This window comes from Calothrix sp. NIES-2098 (assembly GCF_963875125.1).
Classification (GTDB): domain Bacteria; phylum Cyanobacteriota; class Cyanobacteriia; order Cyanobacteriales; family Nostocaceae; genus Aulosira.
The window spans coordinates 4,254,154-4,279,942 of record NZ_CAWNKJ010000001.1 but is presented as its reverse complement, the minus strand read 5'-3'; the positions used below and the strand labels follow the sequence as shown (position 1 = coordinate 4,279,942).

24 protein-coding genes are annotated in these 25,789 nt (G+C 41.8%); 13 read left to right on the top strand and 11 right to left on the bottom strand.

Going from position 1 to position 25,789, the window contains the following annotated elements; genetic code table 11:
* Nucleotides 1–28: 28 nt before the first annotated feature.
* Together AACU33_RS17915 and AACU33_RS17910 are read right to left on the bottom strand one after the other, a co-directional pair.
* Nucleotides 29–829, bottom strand: a complete 801-nt coding sequence (locus AACU33_RS17915) for an Rpn family recombination-promoting nuclease/putative transposase (protein WP_096589954.1) — start codon at nucleotides 827–829, stop codon at nucleotides 29–31.
* Between the two features lie 45 nt (nucleotides 830–874).
* Nucleotides 875–2,281, bottom strand: coding sequence for a 1-acyl-sn-glycerol-3-phosphate acyltransferase (locus AACU33_RS17910; RefSeq protein WP_096589953.1), 1,407 nt, complete (start codon nucleotides 2,279–2,281; stop codon nucleotides 875–877).
* Nucleotides 2,282–2,443: 162 nt separating this feature from the next.
* Here AACU33_RS17910 and AACU33_RS17905 point away from each other — a divergent pair, with 162 nt between their 5' ends.
* Complete coding sequence (locus tag AACU33_RS17905; protein WP_096589952.1) at nucleotides 2,444–4,246, top strand: proline--tRNA ligase; 1,803 nt, start codon at nucleotides 2,444–2,446, stop codon at nucleotides 4,244–4,246.
* 367 nt (nucleotides 4,247–4,613) lie between these two features.
* Entirely contained in the window at nucleotides 4,614–5,222 is a 609-nt protein-coding gene (locus AACU33_RS17900) for a GerMN domain-containing protein (RefSeq protein ID WP_096589951.1), read from the top strand.
* An 87-nt stretch (nucleotides 5,223–5,309) separates the two neighbouring features.
* Here AACU33_RS17900 and AACU33_RS17895 read toward each other — a convergent pair whose 3' ends face one another.
* From AACU33_RS17895 to efp, 3 genes are all read right to left on the bottom strand, one after another.
* Nucleotides 5,310–5,657, bottom strand: coding sequence for an ArsR/SmtB family transcription factor (locus AACU33_RS17895; protein ID WP_086683299.1), 348 nt, complete (start codon nucleotides 5,655–5,657; stop codon nucleotides 5,310–5,312).
* 61 nt (nucleotides 5,658–5,718) lie between these two features.
* A complete protein-coding gene (accB, locus tag AACU33_RS17890) occupies nucleotides 5,719–6,258 on the bottom strand; it encodes an acetyl-CoA carboxylase biotin carboxyl carrier protein (protein WP_096589950.1) in 540 nt (179 codons plus the stop codon).
* A gap of 106 nt (nucleotides 6,259–6,364) precedes the next feature.
* Nucleotides 6,365–6,922, bottom strand: coding sequence for an elongation factor P (efp, locus tag AACU33_RS17885; protein WP_096589949.1), 558 nt, complete (start codon nucleotides 6,920–6,922; stop codon nucleotides 6,365–6,367).
* 270 nt (nucleotides 6,923–7,192) lie between these two features.
* Here efp and AACU33_RS17880 point away from each other — a divergent pair, with 270 nt between their 5' ends.
* A complete protein-coding gene (locus AACU33_RS17880) occupies nucleotides 7,193–8,299 on the top strand; it encodes a peptidylprolyl isomerase (protein WP_096595290.1) in 1,107 nt (368 codons plus the stop codon).
* Between the two features lie 71 nt (nucleotides 8,300–8,370).
* On the opposite strand, the gene AACU33_RS17875 is transcribed toward AACU33_RS17880, so the two are convergent.
* Nucleotides 8,371–8,943, bottom strand: a complete 573-nt coding sequence (locus AACU33_RS17875) for a Uma2 family endonuclease (RefSeq protein ID WP_096589948.1) — start codon at nucleotides 8,941–8,943, stop codon at nucleotides 8,371–8,373.
* Nucleotides 8,944–9,066: 123 nt separating this feature from the next.
* Here AACU33_RS17875 and thiL point away from each other — a divergent pair, with 123 nt between their 5' ends.
* The gene (thiL, locus tag AACU33_RS17870) at nucleotides 9,067–10,071 is read left to right on the top strand and encodes a thiamine-phosphate kinase (protein ID WP_096589947.1); all 1,005 of its coding nucleotides are present in this window, start codon (nucleotides 9,067–9,069) and stop codon (nucleotides 10,069–10,071) included.
* A 76-nt stretch (nucleotides 10,072–10,147) separates the two neighbouring features.
* On the opposite strand, the gene AACU33_RS17865 is transcribed toward thiL, so the two are convergent.
* Nucleotides 10,148–11,161 carry a type I glyceraldehyde-3-phosphate dehydrogenase gene (locus AACU33_RS17865; protein WP_096589946.1) on the bottom strand — a complete coding sequence of 338 codons (1,014 nt, stop codon included), beginning with the start codon at nucleotides 11,159–11,161 and terminating at the stop codon, nucleotides 10,148–10,150.
* A 127-nt stretch (nucleotides 11,162–11,288) separates the two neighbouring features.
* Nucleotides 11,289–11,906 (bottom strand): nicotinate (nicotinamide) nucleotide adenylyltransferase, encoded by a 618-nt coding sequence (gene nadD / locus AACU33_RS17860; protein WP_096589945.1) that lies wholly within the window; start codon nucleotides 11,904–11,906, stop codon nucleotides 11,289–11,291.
* Between the two features lie 404 nt (nucleotides 11,907–12,310).
* On the opposite strand from nadD, the gene murC reads away from it, so the two are divergent.
* The 4 genes from murC to AACU33_RS17840 all read left to right on the top strand — a co-directional run bounded on the left by murC (nucleotide 12,311) and on the right by AACU33_RS17840 (nucleotide 15,979).
* Nucleotides 12,311–13,771 (top strand): UDP-N-acetylmuramate--L-alanine ligase, encoded by a 1,461-nt coding sequence (gene murC, locus AACU33_RS17855; RefSeq protein ID WP_096589944.1) that lies wholly within the window; start codon nucleotides 12,311–12,313, stop codon nucleotides 13,769–13,771.
* 109 nt (nucleotides 13,772–13,880) lie between these two features.
* A complete protein-coding gene (gene murB, locus AACU33_RS17850) occupies nucleotides 13,881–14,879 on the top strand; it encodes a UDP-N-acetylmuramate dehydrogenase (RefSeq protein WP_096589943.1) in 999 nt (332 codons plus the stop codon).
* 139 nt (nucleotides 14,880–15,018) lie between these two features.
* On the top strand, nucleotides 15,019–15,366 hold the full coding sequence (locus AACU33_RS17845; RefSeq protein WP_096589942.1) for a YbaB/EbfC family nucleoid-associated protein: 348 nt from the start codon (nucleotides 15,019–15,021) through the stop codon (nucleotides 15,364–15,366).
* Nucleotides 15,367–15,493: 127 nt separating this feature from the next.
* The gene (locus AACU33_RS17840; protein ID WP_096589941.1) at nucleotides 15,494–15,979 is read left to right on the top strand and encodes a low molecular weight protein-tyrosine-phosphatase; all 486 of its coding nucleotides are present in this window, start codon (nucleotides 15,494–15,496) and stop codon (nucleotides 15,977–15,979) included.
* A gap of 61 nt (nucleotides 15,980–16,040) precedes the next feature.
* Here the strand turns inward: AACU33_RS17840 and AACU33_RS17835 are convergent, their stop codons facing one another.
* Nucleotides 16,041–16,724 carry a response regulator gene (locus AACU33_RS17835; RefSeq protein ID WP_096595289.1) on the bottom strand — a complete coding sequence of 228 codons (684 nt, stop codon included), beginning with the start codon at nucleotides 16,722–16,724 and terminating at the stop codon, nucleotides 16,041–16,043.
* Nucleotides 16,725–17,202: 478 nt separating this feature from the next.
* Between AACU33_RS17835 and smpB the strand changes: the two genes are divergently transcribed.
* Together smpB and AACU33_RS17825 are read left to right on the top strand one after the other, a co-directional pair.
* A complete protein-coding gene (gene smpB, locus AACU33_RS17830) occupies nucleotides 17,203–17,670 on the top strand; it encodes an SsrA-binding protein SmpB (protein ID WP_096589940.1) in 468 nt (155 codons plus the stop codon).
* 243 nt (nucleotides 17,671–17,913) lie between these two features.
* On the top strand, nucleotides 17,914–18,216 hold the full coding sequence (locus tag AACU33_RS17825; RefSeq protein WP_096589939.1) for a WGxxGxxG family protein: 303 nt from the start codon (nucleotides 17,914–17,916) through the stop codon (nucleotides 18,214–18,216).
* Between the two features lie 61 nt (nucleotides 18,217–18,277).
* On the opposite strand, the gene AACU33_RS17820 is transcribed toward AACU33_RS17825, so the two are convergent.
* Nucleotides 18,278–19,705: an IctB family putative bicarbonate transporter gene (locus tag AACU33_RS17820; protein WP_096589938.1), complete on the bottom strand. Its 1,428-nt coding sequence runs from the start codon at nucleotides 19,703–19,705 to the stop codon at nucleotides 18,278–18,280.
* A 558-nt stretch (nucleotides 19,706–20,263) separates the two neighbouring features.
* Entirely contained in the window at nucleotides 20,264–21,817 is a 1,554-nt protein-coding gene (locus AACU33_RS17815; protein WP_096589937.1) for a GAF domain-containing sensor histidine kinase, read from the bottom strand.
* Nucleotides 21,818–22,839: 1,022 nt separating this feature from the next.
* Between AACU33_RS17815 and AACU33_RS17810 the strand changes: the two genes are divergently transcribed.
* The 3 genes from AACU33_RS17810 (at nucleotide 22,840) to AACU33_RS17800 (ending at nucleotide 25,760) form a co-directional block, all read left to right on the top strand.
* A complete protein-coding gene (locus AACU33_RS17810; RefSeq protein WP_096589936.1) occupies nucleotides 22,840–24,006 on the top strand; it encodes a DegT/DnrJ/EryC1/StrS family aminotransferase in 1,167 nt (388 codons plus the stop codon).
* Between the two features lie 58 nt (nucleotides 24,007–24,064).
* Nucleotides 24,065–24,967, top strand: coding sequence for a cyanoexosortase B (gene crtB / locus AACU33_RS17805; RefSeq protein ID WP_096589935.1), 903 nt, complete (start codon nucleotides 24,065–24,067; stop codon nucleotides 24,965–24,967).
* Nucleotides 24,968–25,046: 79 nt separating this feature from the next.
* On the top strand, nucleotides 25,047–25,760 hold the full coding sequence (locus AACU33_RS17800; protein ID WP_096589934.1) for a cyanoexosortase B system-associated protein: 714 nt from the start codon (nucleotides 25,047–25,049) through the stop codon (nucleotides 25,758–25,760).
* Nucleotides 25,761–25,789 lie beyond the last annotated feature (29 nt).

Here is a 25,789-nt window from a genome sequence, read left to right as displayed (position 1 = left end):
ATAGATACAAAATGCTGCGATCGCTTTACTATTCATCTGCGGGTGTCTGCTGTGCTATTTGTTGCACTTGCGCAACATCTAAATCTAACGCCTGTGCTATTTGTTCAACAGTTAACCCTAATGCTAAAAGTCTAGGTACAGCTTCTAATTTGGCTTTTTGTTTACCTTCTTGTTCACCTTCTTCTCTGGCTTCTTGATAAACACGTGTTTGTTTCAACTCATTTAAGCCAAACATTGCTTCTATCTCCTCTCGACTCATTTGCGGAAATTTATAAATCAAAATTGTTTCTATCAATGCTAATAACTGCTGCTGCAATTGCAAGCTTACAGCTTGCTGAGTGCGGTTGATTAACTCTCTAGCAGTGGTAATTGCTGTATCTTCATTCTCAACGATCAATTTCATAGTAGCAATACCGATGGGTAGTGATGCTACTTCACCTAATTCATCTAAATAAATTCGTGTCACGCGCTGACTAGTAAAGAATTCGTGACAATCTTGGATGTCTCCTATATCCATACTTCTGCTTGCATAAATAATTACTCCTCGCCAAGTATGTTTAGGTTTATTTTGCCGCAAATATAAAAATATTTCAGAAACTACACGTGAGTAAATATCTGCGTTAGGTTGAAATTGGACTTCAACAAAATAAATGGGCTCGTTTGTATCTTGAGTGGGAAGAAAAACACCATCAATTCTAAAAGCTGTTTGCTTGATTTCAACTGAAGAAAATTGATAGATGTTAGCAGTTTCGGGTGGGTTGCCAATAAGTTCAAAGAAAATACTGGGAACTTCTTGAAATAGGCGATAAAAGATGCTGTCAGTTTTCACTCTTAGTTTATATAAACAATTTTTAGAATGTAATGGTGAATCTCCTTATCCTTCCTTGGCAATCAAATCCTCCATTGCGTGCTGTAAATCATTGGTCAATTCAGTTACGGCTTGCTTCGCACCTAAGCGATTAGCTTTATAAACTGGATAACATTCAGAAACAGATATCGGCTCACCAATGCTGATTTTTACCTGTTGTTTACCCAGTTGCGGACGGTGCAATAGGCTATTAGTGCCTTGAATTTTATTTACCATATCCCTCAAAAGTAGGGTAGTTTCAGCAAACCTTTCGGCTGTGGGTTTGGCTTTGATGTAGCTCCCAGAAACAGCGACGAAACTTTCTACTAAGCGCATGTGCCACATTCGGCGGTTTGCTTCTTCAGCAACGCGATCGCCTAAAGCGCGTTCTATCGGCGATAATGCTTTCATATCCTTAAACTCTTCTCTAAATATATAATTCCAGCCTGCTTGCTCTACCCGCCGACAACGATCATTCCAAGCTCCCTTAGGTGCTAAATCAAAATATTGTTCGGAAATTTGTAATGCTATGTGCATCAATGCTTGCAAGCGAGCTGATAACGCTTGATTGCGATCGCTTGTTTCTTCTGCTGTCAAAATAATTTCTGGCAGCTTTTGATGGTAAAACTTTGTGTAAAACTCTTCCATCAACGTCAATAACTTTTCTGCTAAAGTCAACAATCGCGGATAAAGGGACTCAATTGTTGCACTATTGCCATTTTCTGAAGGATTTACAGGTAAACCGCTAGCAGCTTCTAATTCACTTAACAGTTGTGCGATCGCACCCCAAGGAGCAGCAACGTAATTATATTTAATCCCAACTGGTACAATTAAAACCTGCTCGGAGCGTCCAGCTTTGTGCAAATCTTCAGCACACCAAAAGCCTAATTGGGCAATACCTGGTTCTAGGGGACTCATAATCTCCGATAAACCATTGGTGGCTCCCTCTGGCGCAGCAGCCATCGGGAATTTCCCATTGGCGAATAATTCACGCGCCGAACGCAAACCATTCCAGTCAGCTTTCCCCCGCTGGATGGGAGTACCGCCTAAATGCGAAGCCAGCCAGCCGATATGTTCACCTGCCCATAGAGGAATGCCGCGATCGTAGATAAAATGAGCATGAATTGGAGTTTCAATTTTGATGCCTTGTTCCCGTGCTACCTTAGGCACGAGTTGCGATAGTAAGTAGCCTAAACAAACCGGATCTTCTGTTTTCGGATGGCGAAATGCTAGCAAAAACCGAATCTTACCTTCCTGAAACTGGTGATAGAGATCCGCTAAAATCTCTACGTTGTCAGCTTCGATGTGGGTAATCGCCGTTTTCCAGTTAATCCAGCTTGGAAGTAACAGGTGCGCCAATTGAAGTAATAAAGGGTTAAACCTTGGAGGAATAAATTCTAAAGGTGGTTGTGCTTGGTAAATTCCGTTAGTCACGGTAGTTTTCTCCTATAAGTTGCAATGAAAAAGGCAGAAGGCAATAGCAGACGAAGCAGGGGGGACTAATGACAAATAACAATTTATACGTTGTACTTCATCCTTGATAATTCATACTTTAGTTGACATAGAAATTTAGTGTTTTGGGAAAGGGAATAAACGATGCGACTGTCACAAATGTTATTCGTTACACTGCGGGACGATCCAGCTGATGCGGAAATTCCCAGTCATAAATTATTACTACGTGCAGGTTATATTCGTCGCATCGGTAGCGGTGTTTATGCTTATTTGCCATTGATGTGGCGGGTATTGCAAAAAGTTTCCCAAATTGTCCGTGAAGAAATGAACGCCACAGGCGCACAAGAATGTTTGTTACCGCAATTACAACCTGCGGAGTTATGGAAAGAATCCGGACGCTGGGATACTTACACGAAAGCTGAGGGTATTATGTTTTCCCTCATCGACCGTCGCGAGCAACAATTAGGATTAGGGCCGACTCACGAGGAAGTCATCACGACGATCGCCCGTGATATGATTCGCTCTTACCGTCAGCTACCCCTAAATCTCTACCAAATTCAAACAAAATTCCGCGATGAAATTCGTCCCCGCTTTGGTTTGATGCGCGGACGAGAATTTATCATGAAGGACGCCTACTCCTTCCATGTCGATGAAGAAAGCCTTAAAGCCACTTACCAAGATATGTACAAGGCTTACAGCAATATGCTGCGGCGTGCTGGTTTGGCTTTCCGTGCAGTAGAAGCTGACTCTGGCGCTATTGGTGGTTCTGGTTCCACAGAATTCATGATATTGGCGGAAGCAGGTGAAGACGAAGTTCTCTACACCGAAGATGGCAAATACGCTGCTAATGTGGAAAAAGCTGTTTCTTTACCAGCAGATGCGGTAACTTCCGAGTTTACAACTCATGAAAAACGGGAGACACCAGGAACAGACACAATTGAAACAGTCTGTAAGTTTCTCAAATGTTCTCCTACCCAAGTAGTGAAGAATGTTCTTTATCAGACAGTTTATGACAATGGCACAACTGTTTTAGTTCTAGTAAGTATCCGAGGCGATCAGGAAGTTAACGAAGTCAAGTTGCAAAACGAATTGACCAAGTTAGCTGCTAATTACGGTGCCAAAACTATCATTGCCTTGAATGTACCTAGCTCTGAAACCCAAGCTACATGGGCAGCAAAATCTCTGCCTTTAGGCTATATTGCACCCGATCTCGCCGATGAGTATATTAAGGGCGACAAAAAGATACATTCCAAGTTTTTGCGACTTGTCGATAAAACAGCTGTTGATTTAAAGAACTTCGTCACTGGCGCAAACGAAACTGGATATCACGTAGTTGGAGCTAATTGGGGCGAGCAATTTAAATTACCTGAATTAGTAGTAGATATTCGCAAAGCCAGACTGGGCGATCGCGCACTCCACAATCCAGAAAAAACTCTACAAAGCGCTCGTGGGATCGAAGCTGGTCACATCTTCCAATTGGGAACAAAGTATTCTGTGGCGATGGGTGCAACTTATACCAATGAACAAGGGGAAGAAAAACCTTTAGTTATGGGTTGTTATGGCGTGGGCGTGTCACGTTTAGCACAAGCGGCTGTAGAGCAATCCTACGATAAAGATGGGATTATCTGGCCAGTAGCGATCGCGCCCTACCATGCGATCGTCACCATTCCTAACATTAAAGATGCCCAACAAGTAGAAATCGCTGAAAAACTCTACAAAGAACTGAATCAAGCCGGAATTGAAACTTTACTAGACGATCGGGATGAACGGGCAGGAGTAAAATTCAAAGATGCCGATTTGATTGGTATACCTTACAGAATAGTAACTGGTAGAGCGATCGCTAATGGCAAGGTAGAAGTTGTCCAAAGAGCAACTCGTCAATCTCAAGAAATTGACATCGATCTAGTGACAAGTACAATCAAACAATGGATTGCAGCCGCGATATAAATAAATAATTAAACACATAGGGGCACAGATAAAATTTATGACAAAATCTTTATTCCGCCCCTATGTATCTTGAGTTTGTGCGTCTACCTTAACCGTTAATTTATTAGTATTCTGTTCAATCGCTACCCTGTATCGAGTTGTAAATTATCTCAATAAACTATGAGATTTACATAATTGGACAGGTGACGGACTAGAAGTACGAATCTAAAATTAAAAGTAGTCCCTGCGGAAAGAGACATGGCAGCGTTGTTGTTATAAATAGCCATACTCTAAGTGTTTGGAAACTCCCCATTTATAAGTACCGTCTTTAATCAGGCTGCTCTTCCCACAAAGATCATCTCAGCCCCCAGTCAAGCAGGTTTTAAATATGAAAGACCAACAAGGAACTAATCGGAACTCTTCAGGTGTAATTGCAGCTGTCTCAGCAGCGGTGGTAGCGGTCAGTGGCGGCGTAGCTTGGCTTACTTTACACTCCAGCAATCCGCCTACACCACCAAATACCTCAAGAACATTAACCCAGCCTGGAAACAGAACAGCACAGCCAGGTCAAGAGCAAACTGCTAACATTTACTGGCTCAAAGACAATGGCAAAAAGTTGGAACTCGCTCCCCAACCAGTAAAAATAGCTGCTACTCAACCTAACCAAGTTTTAGAAACAGCCTTCCAAAATTTATTAGCAGGCCCAACAGAAGGCGCAGAATCTACTACCATCCCCAAAGGCACTAAATTGCTAGGTCTCACCGTCAATAATGATGAGATCCACGTGAATTTATCTGAAGAGTTTACCAGTGGCGGTGGTAGTAGCTCGATGACGGGTCGTGTCGGGCAAGTTGTCTACACCGCTACTACAATAAATCCCAATGCCAAAGTTTACATTGATGTCAATGGCAAGAAGTTGGATGTTTTAGGTGGTGAAGGCGTAGTCATAGATCAACCAATGACCCGTGAAAGCTTTCAGAAAGATTATCCACTTTAATCAAGAGTCAAGAGTCAAGAGTTAAAAGTCAAAAGTCAAAAATATGTAGAACTCTGGACTTTGGACATTGGACTCTGGACTCTTCATTTAAAGTTTACTATTCAATACGCGAAAGTTATGGGCTTGCTGTTCTAACCTAGTAGCTAGGCGATCGCAAACCCGATTACATAATTCAAAAATCATTTCATCTTCCACTCGGTAGTAGGCGCAGGTTCCTTCACTGCGGCGGCTAAGGATACCTGCTTGCCACATTACCTTGAGGTGTTTTGAGACATTTGCCTGCGAAGTCTGTGTTGCCTCTACCAACTCTTGTACGCATTTTTCTTCATCTCGTAGTAAGTGCAACAGCCTCAGGCGCATCGGTTCACTTAACAGACTGAAGTATTCAGCTACTTGTTGCACCACTTCTGGTGGTACAGGCAACACTTGTTTCATCAGGATTAACCCGCAGTACTGACAACTTTAACAACGACTCACGTCATATATAGATTAATACTTAATCAGGGTTAATTCGCATTAAAGGCTGACCATATTCTACAGGTTCTCCGTTTTGCACCAAAATTTCCATTACCTGTCCGGATACTTCAGCCTCAATTTCGTTCATCAGCTTCATCGCTTCAATGATACAAACTGTTTGACCGCTGCGGACGCGATCGCCTACTTCCACAAATGGAGCCTCACCCGGCGCAGGCGCACGATAAAACGTTCCTACCATCGGGGAAGGCACTTCGACTAATCTCTTATCAATGGCTGAGGGCGTTCCTGACATCTGTATACCAGATCCCGCAGCATTATTATCTAATATCCGACTTGGCGCTGTTTCCCCTACAACAGTTGATACTGTTTGAGGTGCAACAGGTGAAACTGATGTTAATCCCACACCAACCACACCGCCTGATGCTGCTTGACCTACCGCCAAACTCACAGCTTTACGTACCGTTAGCTCAAAGTCATCGCTTTTGAGCGTGACTTCGGCAATATCTGTTTGTGCAATAGTTGCAAGCAGTTGGCGAATTTCATTAAAGTCCAATGGCACAGTTTTTATTACCTCGACCTGTACGTATAGAAAAATTTTAAGTGTGGCAGGGATTTAATCCCTATAAAGGGATTGAAATCGGGATTGCTCTCAAAAGAGATAAGAATTATTCCCTGCCTAAGTATTTATCATCACGGGTATCAATCTTGATGCGTTCTCCTTGAGCAATAAACAAGGGAACCATCACAGTTGCACCGGTTTCGACAATGGCTGGTTTAGTACCACCAGTAGCCGTGTCCCCTTTAACACCCGGATCTGTTTGCACAATTTCTAAAACTACGGAATTGGGCAGTTCTACTTCTAGCACTTGGTCGCCCCAACGCACGACGTTAACTTCCATGCCTTCTTTGAGGTATTTTACGCGATCGCCAATTTGTGCCGCGCTCAATCTACCTTCTTCGTAGCTTTCCATATCCATAAAGACGAATTCATCACCTTCTTTATAGGTATGCTGCATCGTGCTTTTTTCGAGAGTGGCTTGCGGTACTGTTTCCCCAGCCCGGAAAGTTCTTTCTAAAACCTTTCCACTCTGGACATTTTTCAGTGTTGTCCGCACAAACGCCGAGCCTTTACCTGGCTTAACGTGGAGGAAATCAATTACTCGCCATACAGACCCATCTAAAACAATTGAGACACCGGGGCGAAAGTCGTTACTGGAGATCATGAAACTTTCAAGTTTTGGAAGACAATCGGCATTTATTGTACCCTTCAAGGGTAGTCATTGGTTATTAGTTATTTAGTCAAGAGTTAAGAGTCAAGAGGAGCCATTCACGTGCGGAGGTTCCCTCCGTTGAGTGAACTGGCGTTCAAGGGTCAAGAAATTGTAGACTTTGGACTTTTGACTTTTGACTCAAAACTCAGCACTCCTAACTGTGGGAAGATAAGTGATGGGTTACGCCCAGTCAACAATTTGATGCTGCATTTAAGCCATACCATGTTTAACTTAATAAAATCCTGGCTGAAGAACAGCCTCATGGCAATACTGCTGGTGACAATATTTTTAGGCATAAGTACAGCTGGGTGGACTCCCTCCAGTAGCGCCGCCCTACCAGCTGGAAATGCAATTACTGATGGCAGATCTCTGTTGCGGTATGCACTCCCGATAAACAATGAACCTGTACGGCAATTACAAGCCAGTTTAGAAGACATTTCCAACCAACTGCGGGCAAATCGACGGTGGGGTTCTATCTCTAAAGACCTCAGTAAAGCATCCAGAGTTCTCGATCAACCATCCAAAATCCTAGCAAGCGTTCCCGAAGAACGCCAACCCCAAGCGAAAGCTTGGATTGAAGAATTGAAATCTGGCGTTAATACACTGCAAGAATTAGTCAAAGTCAAAGATAAAGAAAAAATTCAGCAAGAACGCAATCAACTTCTAAATCTCGTGACTCGCTTGGAAGAGTCAATGGTGAAGGAATTTCCTTTTGAAGTACCTAAAGAGTACAGTAACCTACCTCAACTCAAAGGTCGGGCTACTGTGGACATTAAAACCAACAAAGGCGATCTAACTGTGGTAGTCGATGGTTATAGCGCCCCTGTCACCGCTGGTAACTTTGTTGATTTGGTGCAACGTGGGTTTTATAACGGTTTAGAATTTACCCGTGCTGAAGAATCATACTTTTTACAAACAGGAGATCCACCAGGCAAAGATGTCGGTTTTATCGAGCCAAAAACTGGGAAATACCGCGCCATTCCTTTAGAAATTCTAGTTGAAGGCGATAAAGCTCCTACTTACGGTATTACTCTCGAAGAAGCCGGACGTTACGTTGATATGCCCGTTCTGCCTTTCTCTTCTTTTGGGGCTGTAGTTATGGCGCGTCCTGAAAGCCAAGTAAATGGTGCTTCTTCTCAGTTTTTCTTCTTCTTGTTTGAACCAGAACTCACCCCCGCCGGACGCAACCTCTTAGATGGTCGCTACGCTGTTTTTGGTTATCTTACCGAAGGCGAAGAAGTTTTGGATAAACTCAAGGCTGGAGACAAAATTGAGTCTGCCACTGTCGTTCAGGGTATAGAAAACTTGGTTCAGCCAGAAGCGGCATGAATTAAGGATAAAGGATTAAGTATGAAGAATGAAGTGTTCCGTTTCAGCCTTCTGACTTCATACTTGAACCTTCAGCTGAGATTTCCCGAACTCAAAACTACATCGACTGCGATCGCTAATTCGGGAAAAGTCCGCGATACAATTTTCTCTTCAGCAGTAAACACTGTCTCTTCGTACAGTCCTTCTTCCAGTAACAGCAAGGAAATCTTTCTTTCTAACGGGTCTACAATCCAATATTCGGGTACATCAACCGCTGCATATTCAGAACGCTTGTAACGATAGTCTCGCTTGATTGAATCTGGGCTGACTACCTCTACGATTAGTAATGGTGGGGTCTCGAACACAGCTGAAACCTTCAGTAATTCTCTTGCTTGCTCCTGCGTCACCACACACAAGTCAGTCAACCTGGACTTATTCTTCCCTGTCCTCGTACCCGTTTCCCGAAATGTTAGCCAAGGTAAACTTAAACGATTAATTTCTGCTGTGAATGCGGTATCTAAAAAAGCAACAATCAAGAAATGTTCAATCGTCGGAGGATTCATTAATTCCAGCTTGCCATCCACCAGTTCATAGTGAAAACCACTGCCATCATCATAGTTTAAGTACTCTTCAAATGTTAGCTTTGTTACTGGTGTAGTGACCATCCCAATATCCCCCTAGACGATACCATTATCCTAACTTGAGGGTTTATGAAGTGCAGAAGTAGAGTGGCGCAGGGGACAAGGAGGATGAGGGAGTGTGAGAAGTGCGGGAGAGGGTGGGGAGAAATGACTAAAGTAAAAGATATTGGCGAACAAGGCCTGTTAGCTAGATTGCAGCGCTTTTGTCCTCAAGAAATTATTGGCGATGACGCAGCAGTACTTGTAACTACACCAGGACAATCTTTGGTAGTAACGACAGATGTATTAGTTGATGACGTGCATTTTAGTAATGTCACCACTTCACCAGAAGATGCTGGTTGGCGGGCTGCTGCTGCTAATTTATCGGATTTGGCGGCGATGGGTGCTTCACCTTTGGGGATCGCTGTGGGATTGGGACTTCCAGGGGATGTCAGCGTTAGTTGGGTTGAACGCTTATACCAGGGAATGACAGAATGCTTGCAAAGGTACAATACGCCAATTGTGGGTGGTGATATTGTGCGATCGCCTGTTACTACTTTATCGATTACCGCATTTGGTCAAGCCGATCCCAGTAGAATTATCCGTCGTTCTGCGGCCCAAGTCGGAGATGCGATCGTCATCACAGGTATTCATGGAGCCTCCCGTGCAGGCTTAGAATTGCTCTTACATCCCGAAATAGGACAAAACGTCAAAGATGCAGAAAAGACGGCTTTAATCACCGCACACCAGCGTCCTCAGCCACGATTAGATGTCTTACCCATACTCTGGAAAATTTTAGACTCCCAATCTAAAATTTCTGTGGCGGGAATGGACAGTAGCGATGGTTTGGCAGATGCTATTGTGCAAATCTGCCGTGCTAGTGGCGTGGGCGCTATTGTTGAAGCTAAGAAAATTTCGCTTCCCGTAGCGTTTGAGCATTGGCTAACCGAGGAGCAAGCCCTGAACTATACTTTATACGGCGGCGAAGACTTTGAATTAGTTCTGTGTTTGCCAACAGATGCAGCATCAGCTTTAGTAGAAAAACTCGGTCGAGGTGCGGCAATTATCGGCACAATCATATCAGGAACAAAAGTACTATTACATGATGAAAAAGCAGAAATCCCCGACCAAGTTTTAACTCTTAGTCAGGGATTTCAACATTTTGGTCAATAGTCCAGAGTCCATAGTCAAGAGTCAAAAGCTCAACATACATATTTTAACTTTGTGACCCTTGACCCTTGACTCTTTTTTATTGCCACTTCTGTGCTACTAGTTCTGCTAAATCTAGAACTCGTTGGCTGTAACCCCACTCGTTATCGTACCAAGCCATGACTTTTACTAAGTCATTGCCCATAACCAGAGTCAAGCTAGCATCAACAATCGAAGAAGCATCAGTACCTTGATAGTCGGATGACACTAGTTGTAATTCGCTATAATCCAAGATACCTTTAAGTGGGCCTTCGGAGGCATCTTTTAAGGCTTGATTAACTTCTTCCGTAATAGTACGCTTCTCAACCTGAACTACGAAATCTACCATTGAAACGTTTGGGGTAGGTACACGTAAGGCAACACCATTAAGCTTGCCTTTCAGTTCTGGGATCACTAATGCTACAGCTTTTGCTGCACCAGTAGAAGTGGGTACAATATTAATAGCTGCTGCTCTAGCCCGGCGTACATCACGGTGAGAAGCGTCTAATAAGCGCTGATCCCCTGTGTAGCTGTGAGTAGTGGTCATTGTACCTTTGATAATCCCGAATTTCTCATTCAACACCTTGGCAATTGGAGCCAAGCAGTTGGTGGTACAGCTGGCATTGCTGATGATGTGGTGTTTGTTGTGGTCATAGTCATGATGATTCACACCAACCACAAAAGTACCATCTTCGTTTTTACCAGGGGCGGTGATTAGAACCTTCTTGGCTCCAGCATTAACGTGCTTCAGTGCGCCTTCTTTGCTGGTAAATACACCTGTTGCTTCGATAATTAGGTCTATTCCCCAATCTTTCCAGGGCAAGTTTTCTGGATTGCGATCGGATACGCACTTAACTGTCTTACCGTTAATGATTATCGAGTTATCATCCGCTGTAATGTCAACATCCTTTAACTTCCCTAGCATGGAGTCATATTTCAGCAGGTGAGCGTTCGTTCTAGGGTCTGATGTGTCATTAATAGCGACAAGGTCGATGTTGCTGTTCTGTCTACCGACCCAGCAACGTGCAAAGTTACGCCCAATCCGCCCGAAACCGTTGATTGCGACTCTAATCACAGTGTCTTGCCCTCTGTATTTATGCCTATAAGTTTATCTTGTTGACCCCAATCATATCGCAAAGGGGGGGAGCATTAATAACCATAAAGTGTTAGATCCCGAAAAAAAACACATAATTTATTCAGATTTATTTTGAGTAAAGGTTGTGGGCAGCGATGTACAACCTCACCGCCTCAGGAACTAAATATCGGATAGACTGGCGTACACGGATTAATTGGCGAATTAGACTTGACGAAACTCCTACTAAAGGTATATGCAATAATTGCCAGCGAATGCTAACAGACTGATTTATCAATTCTTGCTCTACTTGCTTGCAGATTAACTCACTTTGAGCTATAGTCTCACCACCTAGGAGTCGGGGTGCAATTAACCAATCACACATCTGAGCTAGTTCGTGTCCGCGGTACCAATGAGGTAAGGTTTGGAATGCATCTAAACCAACAATCCAGTACCAGTGAGTCTTGGGATAAGCAGCAGATAAATCGATCAGTGTATTGATAGCATAGGACGTTCCAGAGCGATTTGTTTCAATTAGTGAAACAGTAAATCCCGGACGATCTTGTGTAGCTTGTTGTAGCATTGCTACTCGATGCTCAAACAAAGCTGCTTGTTTATGTGGAGGATTTAGCGATGGCACCCAAATTATCTGTTCTACAGGTACTTGATGCAAAGCTGTCTCGCCTATAAGTAGGTGTCCCCAATGAATTGGATCGAATGTGCCACCAAAAATTGCTAATTGCTGCATCCACTTAAAATTGGACTTCTATTCAATTTCAAAAAATTTCACTATCAATGTACTATTGTATTCAATTCAACCCTAGGTTTTATCTAATTTAAAAGCAGTTTCACTAGAAACAGACTATTGTAGCCAATTCCAGTAAGGACGCTAAAATATGTGTTTCTCATTACAAGAATTTCTTTCCCGATGTGGCAGAAATTTTCAGAATAATCATAAGATACAGTTCAGAAATAGTAAAAACCTCTAACAAAGGTAAAATCATTCTGAACCTAAAAAACAAGAGGAGAAAAATTTACGAACCTAAAAAAAATAAATATATACAGGAGCAGTTACGGGAAAAATCCAATTCCTGTTATGATACGCGTGTCATTTGTGATTATGGTGTGGTGTGGTGTAAGAGGAGTAATCGAATGAAGAATTCTGTAGATTTTAGCGGTAGACCATTTCATTTCATTGGTATTGGTGGCATAGGTATGTCTGCTTTGGCATATGTTCTTGCCAAACGTCAATTACCAGTATCAGGTTCAGATCTTCGTCCAAATCACATTACACGAAAGTTAGAATCTATCGGAACTCATATTTTTAGTAGACAAGAAGCCAGCAATCTGGAATTCTTTCGCCCAAAAGTAACCTCTGGAGTAGCATTAAACTCACTCTCAGAAGTACGTCCTACAGACAACTCAACGCTGCCTCAAGTAATTTGTTCAACAGCAATTAACACAACTAATTTAGAATATAAAGCAGCCCTAGAATTAGGCTGCCCAATTTTGCATCGTTCAGATGTACTAGCAGCTTTAATTGCTGATTACCATAGTATTGCAGTAGCAGGAACCCACGGTAAAACTACAACTAGTAGTATGATTGGCTACATGCTACTAAAAGCAGGTTTAGATCCAACTATTCTCGTGGGTGGCGAAGTAAATGCTTGGGAAGGTAATGCCAGATTAGGAGAAAGTCAGTATCTCGTAGCTGAAGCAGATGAATCAGATGGGTCTTTGGTAAAACACGCCCCAGCAATTGGCGTGATCACCAATATTGAACTCGATCATCCCGACCACTATGAAACATTAGAAGAAGTGGTTGATATCTTCCAAGAATTTGCGCAAGGTTGTCAGACTTTAGTAGGTAGCATTGATTGTGCAACAGTACGCGATCGCTTAAAACCAACAATCACTTATAGCCTGCACTCAGATAGTAACGCTGATTATACCGTTACTAATATTGACTATCGCTCTGATGGTACTACAGCTTTAGTTTGGGAAAGAGGTAAAGCTTTAGGCATGTTGAATTTGCGCCTACTTAGTCGGCACAACCTCAGCAATGCTCTAGCAGCTGTCGCCGTAGGTCGTGTATTGGGCTTAGAATTTGGGGAAATTGCCAAAGGTATCGCCACCTTTGAAGGCGCAAGACGGCGCTTTGAGTTTCGAGGTGAAGTTGATGGCATTACCTTCATTGATGATTATGCCCATCACCCTAGCGAAATTCGCGCTACCCTAGCGGCCGCACGTCTGCAAGCTAGACCCGGACAAAGAGTTGTGGCTATTTTTCAGCCCCATCGCTATAGTCGCACAATGACCTTTTTAGAAGAATTTGCTGAATCTTTTACCCATGCCGATCTGGTTGTGCTGACTGATATTTACAGTGCTGGAGAACCAAATTTAGGGCAAGTTAGTGGCGAACTATTAGCAGCAGCAATTGCTAAACAGCACCCACAGGTTGTTTATCAACCCACCTTGCCATCGATTAGCGAATTCTTACTCAAAACATTGCGTCCCGGAGATTTAGCACTGTTTCTCGGTGCTGGGAACTTGAATCAAACTATTCCCGAAATAATTGCCACACTTTGCGAACCGGCAAAAGCTACATCTTAAGTGATGACACTGTTAAAGTCTCATTTGTCACAGTTTCATAAAAATTTCATAGTACAGCCGTATTCAGACGGCACATAAATGTAAAAATTTCTCTAAACTCAGCCTAAAAATGACAACCTTCCAGGCAGATAGCAGCGTCTGCAAAGTTTCTACATTGACGTCAGAGAAACAGGAAACAGCTAATTCCGTTGAAAGTCCAGTAATTTATTTACCAGGTACTGATTGCGCTATTAAGTCTCAAGCTTCTTTGTCTGCGTATACTTCCTATCGGGTGGGTGGAGCTGCACAACTATACATTGCCCCCCGCAACATCGAAGCAATGCAAGCAGGATTAAAGTATGCAAAAGAACGTGATATCTCAGTAACAATACTGGGTGCAGGTTCTAACTTATTAGTAAGCGATCGCGGAATCACAGGCTTAGTAATAGCAACTCGTCATCTGAGATATAGTCACTTTGACCCCGAAACCGGTCAATTAACCGTTGCTGCTGGAGAATCGATTCCTAACTTGGCATGGCAAGCAGCCGATTTAGGCTGGGAAGGACTAGAATGGGCTGTCGGCATCCCCGGAACTGTTGGGGGTGCTGTCGTCATGAACGCGGGAGCCCACAATAGCTGCACCGCAGATATGTTAGTCAGCGCTCAGGTACTTTCACCCGATGGCACTCTAGAAACTCTTACTCCGGCAGAATTGGGTTATAGTTACCGGACTTCATTATTGCAAGGTAGCGATCGCATAGTTACTCAAGCCACCTTCCAACTGCGACCTGGTGCCGATCCAGCAAAAGTTATAGCAGCCACCAAAGAACACAAACAGCATCGGCTGACTACCCAACCCTACAACTTCCCTAGTTGTGGCAGCGTGTTCCGCAACCCCAAACCTTACTCTGCTGGCTGGTTAATTGAACAAACTGGATTAAAAGGCTTCCAAATTGGTGGCGCGCAAGTAGCACAACTCCATGCTAATTTTATCGTTAACCGTGGCGGAGCAAAAGCTAGCGATATCTTTTGTCTGATTCGTCATATTCAGCAGCAAGTGCAAGATCGTTGGTCAATTAGCTTAGAACCAGAAGTTAAAATGCTAGGAGAATTTCAACTAGCTTGTTGAGCTTGGGGAAATTCATCATCATAGCGTTCAGCAATCAATGCTCCTCAGCATTAATTATGAGTAAAAAAAGAGGCAATTTGCCTACCGCATCTATAATTGAATTTGATTTGTTATTTAACGCACACGCGGACTATCTATTATGACAGGTAAAGGACAGGGTTTTGGCTTTGGCTTGGGAAAAATGAAAGAACTAGCCGAAGCTTTCAAAAAAGCGCAACAAGTTCAAGAAGGCGCAAAGCGTCTCCAAGAAGAATTAGAGCAAATGGAGATTCAAGGAGAGTCTGGCGGTGGTCTGATCAAGGTAATTGTCAGTGGCAACCAAGAACCCAAACGAGTAGAAATTTCTCCAGATGCTTTAAAAGAAGGAGCAGAAGTACTGTCCGACTTAGTGACAGTGGCGATGAAAGACGCCTACAACAAGTCCACAGCTACAATGCGCGAACGCATGGAAGATTTGACCAGTGGGCTGGAATTGCCTGGATTTTAGTCAAAGGTCAAGAGTCAAGAGGAGCCACTGCGTTCTTGGGGTTTCCTCAAGTGGAGCAAGTGGCGTTCAAAATGAATTACTTTTGACTTTTAACTCTTGACTTTGGACTGAGCGAAGCGAAATACTTATGCCCTACAAACTACTTTTTGTCTGCCTGGGTAATATCTGTCGTTCGCCATCGGCAGAAAACATTATGAATCATCTGATTGAACAGGCTGGCTTAAGCAATAGTATTGTCTGTGACTCGGCGGGTACATCTAGTTATCACATTGGTAGCCCCCCCGATCGTCGCATGAGTGCCGCAGCTGAGAAAAAGTTGGGGATTAAACTGCGAGGTCAAGCCCGCCAGTTTCGTAAATCGGACTTTCAAGACTTTGACTTGATTTTGGCGATGGATCGGGACAATTATCAGGATATTCTTGTGCTCGACCCAACCCAGTACGATCGCGACAAAGTTCGATTAATGTGTGATTTTTGTTCTCGGTACACACTCGAAGAAGTTCCCGATCCTTACTATGGTGGTACGGAAGGATTTAATCAAGTAATCGATCTGCTAGTCGATGCTTGTGAGGGTCTGCTGCAAAATATTATTAGTCAGCAACTAAAAACGTAAGTGTTGATTCAGCCAATGCTGAGTATTTAGAGTGAAAACTCATTACTCAGCACTTGCTTTACTATTCCACTAGACCATGCTTAATCGCAAAACGCACCAGTTCAGCGCGGTTACTGGTGGCTGTTTTTCTCAACAAGCTACTAACGTACTTTTCTACGGTGCGCGCACTTAAGTGTAGCTGTTGACCCATATCGGCATTAGAAAGACCATGCGTTAAGAGTTCTAGCACTTCCTGCTCTCTGGAAGTCAAACTAGAGAGCATTTGAGATTCTTGAATTTGAGTAATTTCAGTAGAATGGGCTTCCATCGGTTTTTTTGGGTTGGAATTGCCCAAGTTTTCTTGATGAGAAAAGCGATACTCTGATTGAATAATTTGCGATCGCTCCAGTAGATTACGAATAGCTGCGGCTAACTCTTCTAATTCAAAGGGTTTGGGCAAATATAAATCGCAACCCGATTGGTAGCCCAGAATCCTCTCTTGAGTCTTAGTTCTTGCTGTTAATAAAATTACAGGTAATAAACGGAACTCCGCTTTTTGACGCACTCGGCGCACCAATTCATAGCCATTCATTCTTGGCATGACAATATCAGTGACAATCAAATCAGGATGGTACTCCTCCACCATCATCAACGCTTCTTGACCATCATTCGCCGTAATCACTGAGTAGCCAGACAGTTCAAGATAATCGCTAATTGACAGACGAGTGCCCAAATCGTCATCCACTACAAGGATCGTCAAGGGCATGGACAGTACACCCCTAGCATTTTTTTTACTAACAAATTGGCTTGTTTGAGCACTATTAGTGAACACAGGCAAGAATGATGTGCTCTTATTTTTCATACTATGACAGGATTACCAGCTAATGACTGCCTAAGGACTGATTTATAAAGAAAATCTTAATTCATGAGAATATTGTTAATAAATTTTAACGCAGCGTTCCATTTTACTGCTTGGCAAAGATAAATAATGTAGCAATTCATAACAACTAACCAGCAAGATAGAGTAATCTTTTTACCCTACTGTAAATTAAAATTTATGGATCGGCGCTCTGGTAGAAGCAAAATTTGCCGAAAAAATTCTCATTGAGAACTTGAAAAAGCTAAATTAAGAAGATGAGTCTCATACCTAGAGTAACCATTGATCTTGGTTTTATCTAGCCTAAAGCAATTTTTCTACCGACTCAAACTATTTTTTAGACACATTTTCAGTAAGCACGATTTCCATGAGTGACAAAAGTGAAGGTTACAAAGTAGTTAGCGACAATCGACAAGCCCGTTATTTATATGAAATCCTGGAAACATACGAAGCTGGAATTCAATTGACAGGAACAGAGGTGAAATCGATTCGTGCCGGGAAAGTGAATCTCCAAGATGGCTATGCGTTGATTCGCAATGGCGAAGCATGGTTAATCAACGCTCATATTTCACCTTACACGGCTAGCGGTCAATATTTTAATCACGAACCACGCCGGACGCGCAAGCTGTTACTGCATCGTCAGGAAATCCGCAAGCTAATCGGTAAAGTGGAACAGCAGGGTTTGACTTTAGTCCCCTTAAAGATGTACTTCAAACGCGGACGTGTAAAAGTGAGTATAGCCCTTGGTAAAGGTAAAAAGCTCCACGATAAGCGAGAAGATTTGAAAAAACGCCAAGATCGGCGTGATATGGAACGGGCAATGAAAAATTATTAGGCATTATTTTGACTAAATTACTACACCAGAGTCATACCATTTTGGATTTTAGATTGAAAATTACCTTCTGGGACTGGCTTGGTGTCATCCCTATGTTGCAATTATTTTATTGCAGTAAAAAGTTTGATTTATATCCTCAGTCAGAGTTAAGAAAAAGCCGATTTTATCGCCATAGATTGATTTTGTTATTTCTGGAACTCGGTAAAGTGGTAAACAATCTTGAAGGGATGAGGAACTTTCACTATGACTAGCAATTTAACTAAAGCGATTGGTACAGGCGTTGTTACCTTGAGTATGGCAATTTTGTCCTTAACTTTACCTGTACAAGCTCAAACTAATACTAATACTGACTCTGGAACCACTGGAACCACTGGAACCAGCACTACTACAAACACAACAACCTACGATCGCAATGATTTTGATTGGGGTTGGCTGGGATTACTTGGTTTATTAGGTCTTGCTGGCTTGACAGGTAGAAAGCGCGATGATGAACCTACCCGTTATCGCGATCCCAATGCTCCAAGCGCTACTAGCTACAGGGACTAAGTAATTGGTAATTGTTATATAGTTAGTTGTCAGGTGTGGTATGACTGACAACTAACTCATTTTAGTTTGCTGCTGGTTCTGAGCTAGCTGAAGTGAGTTCTGAATTTTTATGTTGATTTACAGGTATCCAGTAACTCGCTATCAAAGCCACTAACAGCCACCAGAGGCTATTAGCTTCAGGGCGAAACCAGACAGTATCAAAAGTCCCATGAGCAAGCATACCTACCATAGATGCGATCGCTCCAATTAACCAAAATCCCTCAATGCTTCTTAACTGCCGCAATCGTCGCAATTGCATATAACCTGTATTAAAGGTGACAATTAACAGCCACAGAAAACAGCTTAAACCAATAAATCCAGTTTCTACAGCAATTTCTAGCAAGATTGAATAGGCACTCAAAGCGCTATAACGGGGACGTTGGTAAAGGGGGTAGATTTTATTAAAAGCATTGTGACCAGGGCCAATACCGAGTATAGGGCGATCGCGAATCATCTCAAATACCGCATCCCAGACATTCCTGCGGAAATTATTACTGCTATCTTGGCGGTCAGCAAAAATACTCAACACTCGTAAGCGCACCGGCTCAATAAAGATGACCGCTAAGACTAATATCCCTATTAAACCTCCAAGAATAATTGGCAGCGACCAAGTACGCCAAAAAGGAGGCATTTGCACGCTCCACCAATAAATCAGCAATGCCATTACTGTTAATATTGCTGCCACTAAACCAATCCAACCGCCACGACTAAAGGTGAGAACTAAGCAAGAAGCATTGACAATTAACGCTGTTAATGCAAGTGCTTTTTTAAACCAGCTTTGCCAAGCAAAAATTGCCACCAAACTAAAAATTACCGCCGGTAGAAGATACCCTGCCAATAAATTGGGATTACCCAAATAACTGTAGACCCTAGTCGTTTTCGACAGCGGCGATTCTGGGTCAACCCAAGTGGCTAATGCATTTGCGCCAAAAAACCATTGCCGCAACCCATATACGCTAACAATTAGCGACACGTGTAGGTAGAGAATTATTAGCCAAGACCGCAGGCGAGATGACCTCAGCACCCTAGCACAAAGAGCAAACAGCATTAAATAGAGCGTGAAAGTGACTAAATCGCTCAATGCTGCTTTTTTTACTGGTGAGAATGCTGTAGCAACTACAGCAACTACCCAATAGAGCAATACCAGCAAGTGAATAGGAGTAAATGATGAGGCATTAGTTGATGTTGCTTCATCAGATAAGGTCAGTAATAGCCAAAATCCTACACAAGCTGCCAGCAACAACCCAATCAAAGTAGTTGAAACAAAGGGTGCCAAACCGTACACTAGACTAAGTAAGGCTACTGCAATTGTGTCTCCCCACTGGAGCAATATACTACCTTGCCGCCAGGAAGATAACAGCCCCACCAAAGAGTGGTGTAGGTAACTGGTAGCAAAATATTTTTGGACTCTTAAATCAGATAACGTGAACCTTTGCCAGACTAAATTCATAAAAAACGCTGTGACTGATTAGCACGCCCGCTTAGAACTTGGACTCGATCGTAATGCGGGTAGTTACAAAAAGGTAATAATGCAGATTGGGAATTTCATCAATAGTCAATCATCATTATTCAATATTGATGACTTTTGCATTCTTGCCCATCATCTGACAAATTTCCAGTCGTGCTAGTTCCAACAGCTAATTTTTAACGCTGTTGTGTCAAAAAGGTGAGTCGTTCATAGCTAATCCAAATTATTATTCATGCGTCCTGGTGAAGCAGCACTATAGATTCTTTCCCACTAAAGACAACTCTCGCGTACTCAGTTTGGCGGATTCTCAAAGAGAATGCTTTAGTCGGATTCACCAGGAGGATGTACGCACTTTATAACGCCATAGCGTTTCCTAATCTGCTCAGGTACAAATTTATTTGTATTTATTTGTATTTATCTTGTGTACCCTTCTTGGCGGGAACGACGAACGAGAAGCCAATTTGTGTCTACATCTGTGGTAATTAAATTTTTCTGTACCTCACTGAAGTGAGAAATGCTATATTGAGTAGTTTTTCCTCATCACACATCACTTACTGCTTCTGAAGAAGCCACAACTTGTAATGGCAAAGACAACACATAGCGGTATCCGGCTTCTGGAGAACCTTGAATCGTAATTTGTCCACCGTGTAATTCTGCTAGCTGACAGCTAAGTAATAAACCTAAGCTTTCGCGAGACAAACTATTATGTGATTGAGTAGCACCTATCCCAGAATTGACAGTTAAAACATCTGAGTGCGAATCAATCATGTTTTTTGACTTTTCCACTACTAGCGGCAAATTTCCTGCTAGTTCAAGGTTGTCTGCATGGATATTATAGGCGGCGGCTTCACCTGTCAGTTCCAGCAAAGACAAGGGACTAAGACGAAAATAGGGATCGACCTCAGTTATTCCGTCTCCTAGCCAAGGATGGGAAACCCAAACTGTAATGTTGAGTGTATTTTCTTTGTAAGAGACATGAATGCGCACCACACTACCTGTAGCAGAAAGTTGAATCACGCTAAAAATTAGGTGATACAACATTTGTCGCACCTTATCTTTATCTAAAGGACAAATGCGACTGTGACCGGGTTCGATAGATAAACGAATATCTTGTTCGCGACGATTTGCAGCTTCTTCTAAAGTATTGATAGCTTGTTGACATACCATCTCAATATCTACAGGAGCTATATTCAAATCGGTTGAGCCGTCGTCCATTGCTCCTAGTTCAGTAATTTCATTAACTAAGGATAGTAAATATCGACCGCTGTGTTGGATGATATCGAGATATTCTCTTTGCTTAGTCGTTAAAGGCCCGTAAATTTCACGTCCTAAAACACTAGCCATTCCGAGTACAGAGGTTAAGGGTGTACGTAACTCCTGAGTTAGTTGTCCTAATAGTTCTAGTTTGAGTTGCTTCGTAGAACGAGAGTCTTGTTCTAAAGCAGGTGGGGTAATTTTGATCTCACTACTATTGTCGTCGCTGAATGATAAGCTAATTGTGTTTTTGGGAATACTAATTTCTGACTTTGCTTTTAGCAGTCGATTGCGCTCAAACTCACTCATGCTCCAACGAGCGATGATTTGTAAAAATTCAATATCGCGAGTAGTAAAGTTACGTGGTACTAAATCCATTACCGCCAACGCACCCAAACAGTGGCCGGAAGCATCAATCAATGGCGCTCCTAAGTAAGCGCGAATACCGTAATCCTGTATCAACTTACTAGAAGCTAATACCGAATCAGTAATTTTATGTGTATCATTAATTACTAAAAATTGAAAGCTATCTACTACTTGGGTGCAAAAAGATTCCCGGCGTAATAATTGACGGCTTTGTGCTAAATGATTCATTAGTCCCAGCCTAGATAAACCTACTGCTGACTTGAACCAATGACGTTCTTGATCTACAAATCCCAAAATCGAAATGGGTGCTTCCAAAAAATGAGCAGCGGTTTGCGTGGCTTCTTCAAAGACAGGAATTGTTTCTGATTGCCGCAAACCTAACTCTGACAATGCTTCGAGGCGTTGTTTTTCTCTTGTTTCTTGGGAAGCCCAACCATCTTTTAGGGCAGATAATTTGTTTTCAGGCTCTACCATTGCCACCGTTACCTTGATAATTGCGCGATACTGTTGTTTATATAACCACTGTTTGTAGGTGATTATTTGCTATTTTTAAGCATTCCCCAATTTCACCTCCGATAAACAATCTGAGGACAAAATTTTTTTCTCCTGAGGATAAACTTATAATTTGATTGGTTCTTCGTTCATAGGAAATGTCAGTAAATATTCTAGTTAGCACTGGTGAAATCTGTATTGCTTTAGATTTGACTACTAGATGACGTTAGTTTTGTTTTCCAACTGGGTAATATAACACTAAGGAGGAAGATAAAGTCTCTTTCCTTTTTATATAGAACGGGTAAGCTTTTTTTGTGTATTTGCTTTATTCTCATTTAAGTAAAATAGTTATAGGTTGGAGTTTCCTAGTGCAATCTTTGGAAGCATGAATAATAGTTGCTACCAATTCGGAATAGTGGATTAACCGCAAATTTTTCTAAATCAAAAGCTATGAAATTTTACTGTAGATTTGCTAAAAAAAGAATTTTTTGCCATCTAAAGAAAAAATATAAATCGAAATTATTTGAATAATAAGAAAACCTTATTGTGGGCGAGCGCGATTGTGATGAAACATTCAAATAATCAACTATAAATAAACTAAATTTAAAAAAATTATTTATATAAAAGTTTTTTACGAAAATTACTTAAATCAAAAATATACTTAATATTTTTAAAAATACATATCTTTATAATTAAAAAGCCATATAAACATAACACCAATTAGCTGTATATACTAAATTTCTGCAACTTCCCCATTAAATAGTAATTTTAAATAAAATACTTTCTGTAATTAAAAATCTAACTATTTAAGATAATTTTCTGTGAGCTTTACATTGAAAAAAAACAGAATTTTTTTGAATGGCATATCCTATGTAAATATAAAATTACAAAATTTTTACCAATAATTTATATATATAATTTGCCTATTCTTAGCAGATAAGCCATAAAGGAATTAGCTATTTTTGAAATTGGTTTTCGCCATCTAAAATTGAGGCTATCTGACAATGAATAAAAATGCGATAAAAATTCCTTTTGTAGACTTGAATTTACAACATCAGCCTATTCAAATTCAATTGGAGCAGGCAATTCAGGCTGTATTAACAAAAGGAGATTTTATTTTAGGGCAAGCACTTTCTGATTTTGAGGCAGCTTTTGCAGCAGCATCTGGTACGCAATATGGTGTAGGAGTGGCATCCGGTACTGATGCGATCGCTCTCGGTTTACAAGCCTGTAATATTGGTAGTGGTGATGAGGTTTTATTACCTGCAAATACCTTTGTTGCCACCCTAATTGGAGTGCTACGTGTTGGGGCTAAACCGATTTTGGTAGATTGCGATCCCGAAACAGCTTTAATAGATTTAGCAGCAGCAGCCAAATTAGTTACACCTAGAACAAAAGCAATTATTCCCGTACATCTTTACGGCCAAATGGTGTCACCACGACAGCTATTAGATTTTGCTAAAACCTACAACCTGCTAATTTTTGAAGATGCAGCACAAGCACATTTAGCAGAACGAGATGGATATCGTGCTGGTTCAGTAGGAATTGCAGCAGCTTTTAGTTTCTATCCTAGTAAGAATTTGGGAGCATTTGGCGATGGCGGAATGCTATTAACGCGAGATCCAGATGTCGCTCAAAAAATGGTGCGGTTGCGAAATTATGGCGCATCGCAAAAGTATTTTCATGTTGAAGAAGGTACAAATAGCCGTCTAGATACCTTACAAGCAGCAGTATTACTGCAAAAACTACCATATTTACCCAAGTGGAATTGCGATCGCAATAGTATTGCTCAACAATACGACTTAGAACTATTACCCTTAGCATCTGCTGGTATTATTCCGCTACAAAATCACAGCGCTACTGGGCATGTTTATCATCTTTATGTAATTAAAATTAATGATTCTTGCCCTTTAACACGTCAGCAAATTCAAGACAAACTGACAGCAGAGGGGATTCAAACAGGAATTCATTACCCAATTCCTTGCCATCTTCAGCCAGCATTCACTTATTTAGGCTATCAACTTGGAGATTTCCCCCAAGCAGAAAAGTTGGCACAGCAAATTTTATCGTTACCTATGTATCCAGGTTTAAACAATAGTCAAATTACCAAAGTTGTAACAGCTATTAAATCTACTTTAAGTGGCGAACAACAACAGTTGTTGTGCATTTAATTTGTTTGGCTTGCTACGAAAGCATTAACTATCAATAAATTTTGCATTGCTGAAAATCATGGCAATCCCACAACAGATAAAAAATAGCAACACTTCTCAACTACTAATTTTAGCAATTTTAGGCGTTTTATTTCTGCTGTATGCGCCTCTATTACTACACTGGCTAGATGGCTGGTTACACAAAAATATTAGTACAGAACATGAATATTTTAGCCACGGTTTAATTGGTTTACCATTTGCCACTTACCTAGTTTGGCTGCAACGCAAACAATGGCAACGTCTACCAGATAGGATCCATCCGCTAGGCCCTTTTTTGCTATTAGTTGGGGGAGTTTTTTATTTAAGTGGTGTAGCTGAGTGGGTGAACCTTTCCTTCCCGGCAATTTTAGCCGGATTGTGCTTGTGGTTTAAAGGTATACCAGGTTTCAAATTGCAAGGATTTCCTCTATTGTTAATATTTTTCGCCACCCCAACAGCCGGGCCTTACCTGATTGCACCTTACACCTTACCTCTACAAAGTTTCATTGCTGGTACAGCTGGCTTCATCCTAAATCAGTTTGGTATGGAAGTAACTGTTGAAGGAATAAATCTGTATGTCGGCGGACGAATTGTGGAAGTTGCACCTTATTGTGCGGGGTTGAAAATGTTATTTACTACCATGTACGTCAGCTTAATGTTGCTTTATTGGACAGGGGCTTTGTCTTCACGTCGTACAACTAGTTGGTTTTTAGGAATTGCTGTTTTGATTAGCATTACGGCCAATATCTTTCGTAACACTGCACTAACATTCTTTCACGGCACAGGTCAAGAAGCAGCTTTTAAATGGCTTCATGATGATTGGGGTGGCGATCTATATTCTGGTTGTATGTTGCTAGTATTAGTGCCTTTACTAAATCGGATTAATAGCTATTTCTCAACAGTTACAGATATTGAACTAGAAGCAGATAGCGATCGCTCCTAAAAACAGACTGTTAGGATTACTGAACTCATTGCCTAATTTGGTCAAGTAAACTTTTGCCTAAATATTACAAATCTTGTTAATGATTTCCTTAACTAAATATTTCAAAGAAAGCCAATGGACTCAGGTAGTAGCACTTGTATTATTGCTGCTGCTATTTGCTATTGGAAGCGTTCCCGGATACCTGACAGGACACTGGCAATGGAAACAGCCACCACCAATAACCAGCCTGAAAGCATTGAAACATATACGCAATTCTGGATTAAGTCTTCCTGGTTGGCAAACTATTGAACAGGCGGAACAAGCAATTGGCGAACATAAATGGTCGCTACAGCTAATTAAGAAACAAGACTCGCAAACTCAAGCGATATTGCTGTTGCTACCTCAAAATGGCCCGATGGATCAACCTGAAGTGGAGTGGACAGAAGTTAACGGTTGGGGAAAGTCGCGTTGGGGAAGGTGGGACATAGCTCAATATCGTTCGGCTACATTTACTGTAAAACAGCCTAGACAAACTCAGGTAGAAGCTAGATTCTTTCGCGCTTCGACAAGGCAGGATACTTTTGGTGTGTTGCAGTGGTATGCTCTACCGAATGGGGGAAACCCATCACCTTTACACTGGTTTTTTGCCGATCAGTTGGCACAGTGGCGTAAGCAGCGAATTCCTTGGGTTGCTGTGAGTATTCTCGTTCCAATGGAACCTTTAGGTCAGGTGGAAAAAATTTGGCCTTTAGCTGAGTCTATTGGGCAGACGGTACAAACTGCATTAATGGCAGAGTCTCTACAGGGAAATTAACGAGTAGGTGATGCAGAGATGTTGAATTG